Origin of the sequence: Streptomyces sp. UH6 (genome assembly GCF_013421635.1) — a bacterium.
Classification (GTDB): Bacteria; Actinomycetota; Actinomycetes; order Streptomycetales; family Streptomycetaceae; genus Streptomyces; species Streptomyces abyssomicinicus.
This window is the reverse complement of the sequence record NZ_JACADT010000516.1, coordinates 1-4,029: the sequence shown is the minus strand read 5'-3', so window position 1 is coordinate 4,029 and position 4,029 is coordinate 1. Positions and strand designations below refer to the sequence as shown.

The following is a 4,029-nucleotide window of genomic DNA, read 5'->3' as shown; positions in this document are numbered from 1 at the left end:
TGGACCCCGAGACCGCCGTGGCCGTCATGGCGCGGTCGGTCACCACCGGTGCGCCCTGCACGGCCGTCGCCGACGTCGACTGGTCCGTCCTCGCGCCCGCCCGGCTCGCCACCGGACGGATCTCCCTGATCCGCGACATCGACGACGTGCGGCGCGCCCTCCAGACGCCGCGTGGAGCGTCGGCGCCCGCCGAGGAGACCCCGACCGGAGCCCTGGCCGCACAGCTCGCCGGACTCACGCCCGCCGACGGCACCCGCCTGATCCTGGACCTCGTCCGCGGCCAGGCGGCGGCCGTCCTCGGCCACGCCTCCGCCGAGGCCGTGCTGCCCGGCAAGGCGTTCCGGGAACTCGGCTTCGACTCCCTGACCGCCGTCGAACTGCGCAACTCCCTGGCCGGGGCGACCGGCCTGCGACTGCCCACCACCCTCGTCTTCGACCACCCGAACCCCACCGCCCTCGCCACCCACCTCCACGCCGAGCTCACCGGGGCACCGGACGCCACCGAGGCGCCCGCCCGCCCGGCCGCACCCGACGACCGTGACGAGCCCATCGCGATCGTCGGCATGGGCTGCCGCTTCCCGGCCGGCGTGTCCAGCCCGGACGACCTGTGGGAACTGCTCCTCGCGGGCACCGACGCGATCTCGCCGCTGCCCGGCGACCGCGGCTGGAGCCTGGAGGACTACTACGACCCCGACCGGCCCGGCGCCTCACGCGTCCGGGAAGGCGGATTCATCGACGCCATCACCGAGTTCGACCCCGCGTTCTTCGGCATCTCGCCGCGCGAGGCCCTGGCCATGGACCCGCAGCAGCGGCTCCTGCTCGAGACCTCCTGGGACGCCCTCGAACGCGCGGGCATCGCCCCCACCTCGCTCCGCGGCAGCCGCACCGGCGTGTACATCGGCACCAACGGCCAGGACTACGCCAACCTCCTGATCGGCTCCACCGAAGGCGTCCAGGGCTACGTCGCCACCGGCAGCTCCGCCAGCGTCCTGTCCGGCCGTGTCTCCTACACCCTCGGCCTGGAGGGCCCGGCCGTGTCCGTCGACACCGCCTGCTCCTCGTCCCTGGTCGCGCTCCACCAGGCCATCCAGGCGCTGCGCTCCGGAGAGTGCGACCTCGCCCTCACCGGCGGTGTCACCGTCATGGCCACCCCGGGTGTCTTCCTGGAGTTCAGCCAGCAGGGCGTCCTCGCCTCCGACGGCCGGGTGAAGGCCTTCTCGGACGACGCGGACGGCACCGGCTGGGGCGAGGGCGTGGGCGTGCTGCTGGTCGAGCGTCTGTCCGACGCCCGTCGCAACGGGCACCAGGTCCTGGCGGTGGTGCGGGGCTCGGCCGTCAACCAGGACGGCGCCAGCAACGGCCTCACCGCACCCAACGGCCCGTCGCAGCAGCGCGTCATCCGCGCGGCGCTCGCCGGGGCGGGCCTGACCGGCGCCGACGTCGACGCCGTCGAGGCCCACGGCACCGGCACCACCCTCGGCGACCCGATCGAGGCCCAGGCGCTGCTGGCCACCTACGGCCGGGAACGCGACGCGGACCGGCCGCTGTGGCTGGGGTCCGTCAAGTCCAACATCGGGCACACACAGGCCGCCGCGGGCGTCGCCGGCATCATCAAGATGGTCCTGGCCCTCCGCCACGGCGTCCTGCCCCGCACGCTCCACGTGGGCGAACCCTCCACCCAGATCGACTGGTCACCGGGCACGGTGGCGCTGCTCACCCAGGAGCGCCCGTGGCCGGAGACCGCCGAGCGTCCGCGCCGCGCCGCCGTCTCGTCGTTCGGCATCAGCGGCACCAACGCCCACGTCATCCTCGAGCAGGCCCAGGAGGAGCCCGTCACGCGGCCCCAGGACACCGGGGCGCTGCCGCCCCTGGTGCCGTGGGTGATCTCCGCCCGCTCGGACCGGTCCCTCGCCCAGCAGGCCGAACGGCTCCTCGCCCACGCGAGGAGCGACGCCGGAGCCTCCCTCATGGACGTCGGCTTCTCCCTGGCCACCGGCCGCGCCCACCTCGAGCGCCGCGCCGCCGTGGTCGCCGCCGACCGTGCCGAGTTCCTCAGCGGCCTGGAGTACCTCGCCTCCGGGGAGACCACCCCGGGCGTCTTCCGCGGCCAGGCCGTGGAGGGCCGGACGGCGTTCCTGTTCTCGGGCCAGGGGTCGCAGCGGGCCGGGATGGGACGTGAGCTGTACGAGGCGTTCCCGGTGTTCGTGGACGCGTTCGACGCGGTGTGCGCGGAGCTGGACAAGCACCTGGACCGGCCGGTGAAGGACCTGGTCTTCGACGCCGAGTCCGACCTCCTCGACAGGACCGTCTACACACAGGCGGGCCTCTTCGCCGTCGAAGTCGCCCTGTTCCGGCTGGTGGAGCACTGGGGCGTCACGCCCGACTATCTGCTGGGCCACTCCATCGGTGAACTCGCTGCCGCGCACGTTGCCGGCGTCTGGTCCCTCGAGGACGCTGCCGCACTCGTGGCTGCCCGCGGTCGGCTGATGCAGGCCCTGCCCGAGGGCGGGGCGATGATCGCCGTGCAGGCGACCGAGGACGAGGTCCTGCCCCTGCTCACCGACCGGGTGTCCATCGCCGCCCTCAATGGACCCACCTCCGTCGTCATCTCCGGCGACGAGGACGAGGCCACCGCCCTCGCGGGCCGGTTCGCGAAGTCGAAGCGGCTGCGGGTGAGTCACGCGTTCCACTCGCCGCGCATGGAGCCCATGCTCGAGGAGTTCCGCACCCTCCTGCAGAGGGTCACCTTCCACGCCCCGCGCGTCCCCATCGTCTCCAACCTGACCGGCACCGTCGCCGGGGAGGAACTGCTGACCGCCGACTACTGGGTGGACCACGTCCGCCAGGCGGTCCGGTTCGCCGACGGCATCCGCCACCTCGAGATCCAGGGCGTGACCACCTACCTGGAACTCGGCCCGGGCGGCGTGCTCGCGGCGATGGGGAAGGACTGCCTGGCCGATGCGCGGAGGAAAACCCTCATCCCCGCTCTCCGCAAGGCGTTCGACGAGCCCCGGAGCGTCATGGGGGCCATCGCCGAGGCACACGTGCACGGCGCGACCGTCGACTGGACGCGCTTCTACACGGGTACCGGCGCCGCCCTCGCCGAACTGCCCACCTACGCCTTCGACCGTCAGCGCTACTGGCCGCAGGCCCCGGAACCCGTCGCCGCCCCGGCCACCGTGCCCGCGCCCGCCGTGGAAACGTCCGTGGACACGGCGCTGTGGGAGGCGATCGACAGGGGTGACCTGTCCGCCCTCCTCACGGAACTGAACCTCAGCGGAGACCTTCCGCTGCAGGACGCCCTGCCGGCCCTCTCCTCCTGGCGCACCCGTCGGCGCCGCCACACGGTGGCCGACACCTGGCGCTACGGGGTGACGTGGAAGCCCGTCGACACCACGGGCTCCGCCGCTCTGAAGGGCCGGTGGCTGCTGGTCGTGCCGGAGACGCTGGACGAGTTCACGGTCGAGTGGGCCGCCTACGGGCTGAAGAGCTCGGGCGCGGAGGTCGTGCGCATCGGTGCCGACAGCGATCTGTCGCCGCACCGTCAGGCGGCCGGTGTGGTGTCCCTGCTGGCGGTCGACGACGACGATGACGTGTCGGACGCCGGTGTCGCTCCTGGCCTGGCGGCGACGCTCGAGCTGGTACAGCGGCTGGGCGAGGCCGGTGTGCAGGCGCCCCTGTGGTGCCTGACCCAGGGCGCCGTCACCACCGGTGACGCGGACCCCGTGCGCAGTGCCGCGCAGGCGCAGGTGTGGGGTCTGGGCCGGGTCGTGGCGCTGGAGGAACCCAAGCGGTGGGGTGGTCTGGTCGATCTGCCGGACGTTCTGGACGGGCAGGCGTGGGAGCGTACCGCCGCCGTCCTTGCCGGTGGGGACGGTGAGGACCAGGCGGCGGTGCGTCCGGCCGGTGTCCTCGCCCGCCGTGTGGCGCGGGCGACCGCCTCCGACGCGGGCAAGGCGTGGAAGGTGCGGGGCACGGTCCTCATCACTGGTGGGACCGGCGGTCTCGGCGCCCGGGTCGCCTGCTGGG

1 protein-coding gene is annotated in these 4,029 nt (G+C 73.7%); it reads left to right on the top strand.

The window, feature by feature from the left end; translation table 11 throughout:
* The coding region (locus HW445_RS21110; protein WP_180222551.1) for a type I polyketide synthase at nt 1-4,029 on the top strand (4,029 nt) is incomplete at both ends.